Below are 5,584 nucleotides of genomic sequence, written 5' to 3' on the forward strand. Positions count from 1 at the left end.
GGAGAACGAACCGGGCTCGTCGATCATGCCGGGCAAAGTCAACCCGACCCAGTGCGAGGCGCTTGCGATGATCGCCGTGCAGGTCATGGCGAACGACGTCGCGGTCGGCTTTGGCGGCGCCGGCGGCTATCTCGAAATGAATGTCTACAAGCCGCTGATGATCTTCAACATCACGCACTCGATCACGATCCTGAGCGACGGCTGCGTCAACTTCCGCAAATTCCTGGTGGAGGGCACCAAACCCAACCTGAAGAAGATCAACGAGTATGTCGAACGTTCATTGATGCTGGTGACAGCGCTGTCGCCTGTGATCGGCTACGACAAGGCCTCGAAAATCGCGCATTACGCGATGGACAACGATCTGACACTGAAGGCTGCCGCGCTTAGGCTCGGCTTCGTCAGCGAAGAGGACTTCGACCGCGTGGTCGATCCCACCAAGATGGTGAAACCATACGTGGCGGCTGCACCGGCCAAGTCCGACGCAGTCTGAAATCGGTCACAGAGTCTCAACCAGGAGAGAAAAATGACTATCAGCAAGCACGGAATCGATCTGTTGCGGGACCCTTCACTCAACAAGTCGACGGCATTCACCGAGGCGGAAAATCGGGCGCTTGGCATCGTCGGCCTCGTGCCCGACGTCACCGAAACGATGGACGTCCAACTGAGCCGCGTGATGGCACAGCTCGGTCACAAGACGACCGATCTTGAGCGTTACATCTATCTGGTCAACCTGCTCGACCACAACGAGACGCTGTTCTATCGAACCGTCATGTCCGATCCGGCCCGCTTCCTTCCGATCGTCTACGATCCCACGATCGGCGAGGCCTGTCTGAAGTTCGGTCATATCTATCGCCAGACACGCGGCATGTACCTGTCGATGACGCGTCGCGGCAGCGTGAAGGAGATTCTGAGAAATTGGCCGCAGAAGGATGTCCGCTTCATCTGCGTCACCGACGGCGGTCGCATTTTAGGTCTCGGCGATCTCGGAGCCAACGGTGCAGGCATCCCGATCGGCAAGCTGCAGCTCTACACCGCCTGTGCCGGAGTGCCCCCGCAATATCTGCTGCCCATGTATCTTGATGCCGGCACGAACAACGAGCAGTATCTGCACGATCCGCTGTATTTGGGCATGCGCAAGACTCGGCCGCCGACTGAGGAGCTCTACTCCTTTGTCGACGAGTTCGTCGAAGCCGTTCAGGAGGTCTTCCCGAAATGCTGCGTCCACTTCGAGGATTGGACTGGAGTGGATGCCATCCACCTGCTAGAGCGCTACCGCGACAAATACTGCGTCTACAATGACGACGTGCAGGGCACGGCGGGGATCACGCTTGCCGGAATGATCAACGCGGTGAAGATCAAGGGAACGAGACTCAAGGACGAGAAATATCTGTTCCTCGGTGCTGGTTCGGCTGGCATCGGCCTTGCCAATCTGCTGTGCTCCGCGCTGGTTGCGCAAGGCATGACGCTGAAAGAGGCGCAATCGCGGGTCTACATGTTTGACGTCAACGGCCTGCTCGAGTCTACGCGCACCGATCTTGTCGATTTTCAGAGGCCGTACGCTCACCGGCATGCGCCGACGCGGGACTTCGTCGCTGCCATCGAGAGCATAAAACCGACTACGATCATTGGCGTCAGCACGGTCGGGGGCGCGTTCACGCAGGCGGTGATCGAGGCGATGTCGCGCATCAACGAACGCCCGGTCGTGCTCGCGCTGTCGAACCCGACAGAGAAGGCCGAGTGCACGCCCGAGCAGGCGTACACCTGGTCGAAGGGCAAGGCGATCTACGCGGCTGGCGTGCAGTTTCCGCCGGTTCATCTCAACGGGCAGACATTCCTGCCGGGCCAGGCCAACAACTTCTACATCTTCCCGGCCGTCGGAATGGCGATCTTTGCGACCCAGGCGTTGCGGGTAACTGATGAGATGTTTATCGAGGCGGCGGGGGGTGTGGCTGATCAGGTGGCGCCCGAGCTATTGAGGCAAGGTCTCCTCTATCCGCCGCAGGCGAATATCCTGGAAACGGAAATCCAGACCGCTGCGCGGGTGGCAACGCTGGTGTTCGACTCGGGCCTGGCTCGCGTGCCGCGACCCGCCGATATGGTCGCGTTCATTCGCAGCCATGTCTACAAGCCGGAATATCCCGCGCTTGCGGCAGCCGAGGCCACCCGGGGCCGCTAAAGCGGGCCGCGCCGCGGCGCTTCCGTTCCCCAAACCGCCTTCCATCGCCGTTCTGCCGTTCCAAAACAAGCGTAGCGATCCCGCTCGTCCAGGAGAAGGTGAAGATGGCGTACGTTCGGACCTGGCAGTTGTTTGTGCTCAGCGTCCCGTTGCACCCATCATCACGTACCATGTCACGATTTCCGAACGCGTTCGCATGATCGGCAGAACGACAATGCGATCGATCTGGCACATCGGGGGCCTGCAACGTGTCCCAGATAACTACGCAGAGTGAGTTACCCTTGTGGACACGCCCTGCCGAGCTCTAACTTGCGCGAAACGTACGGCTTCTGCGACGAGTACGGCGGTGTGGCGACCGCAAGTCCGTTGGAGGCCGAGCGCGCACTCAAAGTAACGCGACCAGTGGATGGCCGCTCCGAGTCTCACGACCAGAAGCTCCCGAGAGCCTGCTCGAGCCGGGACGAACGATCATTGCCTGGCGACCTCTACGACTGAGGGTGAGCGCCACAAACCTTCGTATCGTTCCGTAACCTCTTTAGATGCCGGATGAAACCTACGGTTCAATTGAGCCGCTGATCACGATCGTCTTAGGTTTGCGGGTGACTGCCGGCGGCGGGCTGACAAAGGTTCGCAGGTTGATGCGGGCCAAAGCATTCGCTCGATTCGGCTGCCAGCGAGTAAACGGTGAGGCGACCACACGCGCGGAGAGAATGTATAACGATTCTCTGTTCAACGCTTTCGCACGATCCTTCAAGGCACGAAGCCAGAGTGATATGTCGATTGCGGAGTATCTGGACTCGTGTCGAGGCGATCCGATGCGATACGCCAATGCTGCGGAGCGATTGCTAGCGGCGATCGGTGAGCCTCAGATGATCGACACGGCCAAGGACCCGCGCCTTGGCCGTATCTTTTTGAATCGCACCATGCGCATCTATCCGGCGTTCTCCGGCTTCCACGGCATGGAAGAGACGATCGAACGCATCGTCGGGTTCTTCCGGCATGCCGCGCAGGGCCTCGAGGAACGCAAGCAGATCCTTTATTTGCTGGGCCCGGTCGGCGGCGGCAAGTCGTCACTTGCCGAGCGGCTCAAATCGTTGATGGAAGTGCATCCGATCTACGTGCTGAAGGCAGGCGACGAACTCAGCCCGGTCTTTGAAAGTCCGCTCAGCCTGTTCGATCCGGAGACCCTCGGGCCGATGATCGAGGAGAAGTACGGCATTCCGCGCCGCCGTCTGACCGGATTGATGAGCCCCTGGTGCTACAAGCGTCTTGAAGCCTTTGGCGGCGACATCTCTCAATTCCGCGTGGCCAGGATGCAGCCGTCGCGGCTGCGGCAGATCGCGATCGCGAAGACTGAGCCCGGCGACGAGAACAACCAGGATATTTCCTCGCTGGTCGGCAAGGTGGACATTCGCAAGCTGGAGACTTTCGCCCAGAACGATCCCGATGCTTATAGCTATTCCGGCGGTCTCAATCGCGCCAACCAGGGCATCCTCGAATTCGTCGAGATGTTCAAGGCACCTATCAAGATGCTGCATCCGCTGCTCACCGCGACCCAGGAAGGCAACTATATCGGCACCGAGAACATCGGTGCGATTCCGTTCACCGGTATCATTCTGGCGCACTCCAATGAGGCCGAATGGCAGAGCTTCAAATCAAACAAGAATAATGAGGCTTTCATCGACCGCATCTGCGTCATCAAGGTCCCGTATTGCCTGCGCGTGATCGAGGAGCAGAAGATCTACGAGAAGCTGATCCAGGGCTCCGAGCTGGCTGACGCGCCCTGCGCGCCGGCCACGCTGGAGACACTGGCGCGCTTTTCGGTGATGTCGCGCCTGCGCAGGCATGAGAACTCGACCCTGTTTGCAAAAATGCGGGTCTATGACGGCGAGAGCCTGAAGGAGTCCGATCCGAAGGCCCGCAGCGTCCAGGAATACAGGGATGCCGCCGGCGTCGACGAAGGCATGGACGGCGTCTCGACCCGCTTCGCGTTCAAGGTGCTCGCCGCAACCTTCAATCATGACACGACTGAGATTGGCGCTGACGCCGTTCACCTCATGTATACGCTGGAGCAGGCCCTCCGTCGCGAACAGCTGCCGGACGAGGTCGAGAAGCGCTATCTCGAGTCCATCAAAGCCGACCTTGCGCCACGCTATGCGGAGTTCATCGGCAACGAGATCCAAAAGGCGTATCTGGAATCCTACGCCGACTACGGCCAGAACCTGTTCGACCGTTACGTCGATTACGCCGACGCCTGGATCGAGGATCAAGACTTCAAGGATCCCGATACTGGCCAGATGCTCAACCGCGAACTGCTCAATCAGGAGCTGACCAAGATCGAGAAGCCTGCCGCAATAGCCAATCCTAAGGATTTTCGCAACGAGGTTGTCAAGTTCTCACTGCGCTCGCGTGCCCAAAACGGCGGCAAGAACCCGAGCTGGACCTCTTACGAGAAGATCCGCGAGGTCATCGAGAAGCGGATATTCTCTCAGGTCGAGGAACTGCTTCCGGTGATCTCGTTCGGTTCGAAGAAGGACGGCGATACCGAGAAAAAGCACGACGAGTTCGTCGCGCGCATGGTGGCGCGCGGCTACACCGAGCGGCAGGTCCGGCGGCTGGTCGAGTGGTACATGCGGGTGAAGCAAGCCGGTTGAGGCGGATGCGAAAGTGGTCATTCATTTCGTCGACCGGCGCCTGAATCCTGGCGGCAAGAGTCTCGAGAACCGGCAGCGGTTCTTGCGGCGTGCCAAGTCTCTGGTCCAAGCGGCCGTCAAGAAGAGCTCGCAGGACCGCGACATCAAGGATGTCCTGGAGGGCGGCGAGGTCTCGATTCCGCTCGATGGCACGCATGAGCCGCGCTTCCGCACGGGAGGCGGCACGCGCGACACGGTACTGCCCGGCAACAAGAAGTTCGTTGAAGGCGACATTCTTCCGCGCCCCGATGGAGGCCGGGGAGGGCGGGGATCGCAGCCGGGCGAGGGCGATGGCGAGGACGCGTTCCGCTTTGTCCTGAACCGTGACGAATTCGTCGACCTTTTCCTCGACGATCTGGAATTGCCGGAGCTGACCAAGCGCAGGCTCGCCGACGTGAAAAGTGAGGGCGTTCATCGCGCGGGCTATACGACGTCGGGTTCGCCGGCAAACCTCTCTGTTAGTCGCACCGTAAGCAAGGCCTTGATGCGGCGCGTCGCGTTGCGGCGGCCGCGGCCGGAGGCGATCGCGGAACTCGAAGCCGAACTTGAGGATTGCGACGAGGCCCGGCGCGGCGAGCTGTTGGCAAAAATCGACACCCTCAAATCGAAAATCCGCCGGATTCCCTTCATCGATCCCATCGACATCCGCTTCCGCCGTTTCGAGACGGTGCCGAAGCCAGTGGCCCAGGCGGTCATGTTCTGCCTGATGGACGTC

The 5,584-nt window shown here is 60.0% G+C and carries 3 protein-coding genes and 1 pseudogene; all 4 read left to right on the plus strand.

The window, feature by feature from the left end; all coding sequences use genetic code 11:
- Positions 1-490: lyase family protein (locus tag VNX23_RS24170; protein ID WP_325634087.1), on the plus strand; the 490-nt coding region annotated here is incomplete at its 5' end.
- A 24-nt stretch (positions 491-514) separates the two neighbouring features.
- A pseudogene (locus VNX23_RS24175) lies at positions 515-2,176 on the plus strand (NAD-dependent malic enzyme); the annotation flags it as partial.
- Between the two features lie 710 nt (positions 2,177-2,886).
- A complete protein-coding gene (locus VNX23_RS24180) occupies positions 2,887-4,830 on the plus strand; it encodes a PrkA family serine protein kinase (RefSeq protein ID WP_325634088.1) in 1,944 nt (647 codons plus the stop codon).
- Between the two features lie 13 nt (positions 4,831-4,843).
- Positions 4,844-5,584: DUF444 family protein (locus VNX23_RS24185; RefSeq protein WP_325634089.1), on the plus strand; the 741-nt coding region annotated here is incomplete at its 3' end.

Source organism: Bradyrhizobium sp. (assembly GCF_035570375.1).
In the GTDB taxonomy this organism is placed as follows: domain Bacteria; phylum Pseudomonadota; class Alphaproteobacteria; order Rhizobiales; family Xanthobacteraceae; genus Bradyrhizobium.

What these genes read in the sequence shown, in the direction of transcription:
- VNX23_RS24180 (WP_325634088.1), top strand. Translation starts at nt 2,887, where the DNA reads ATGTATAACGATTCTCTGTTCAACGCTTTCGCACGATCCTTCAAGGCA.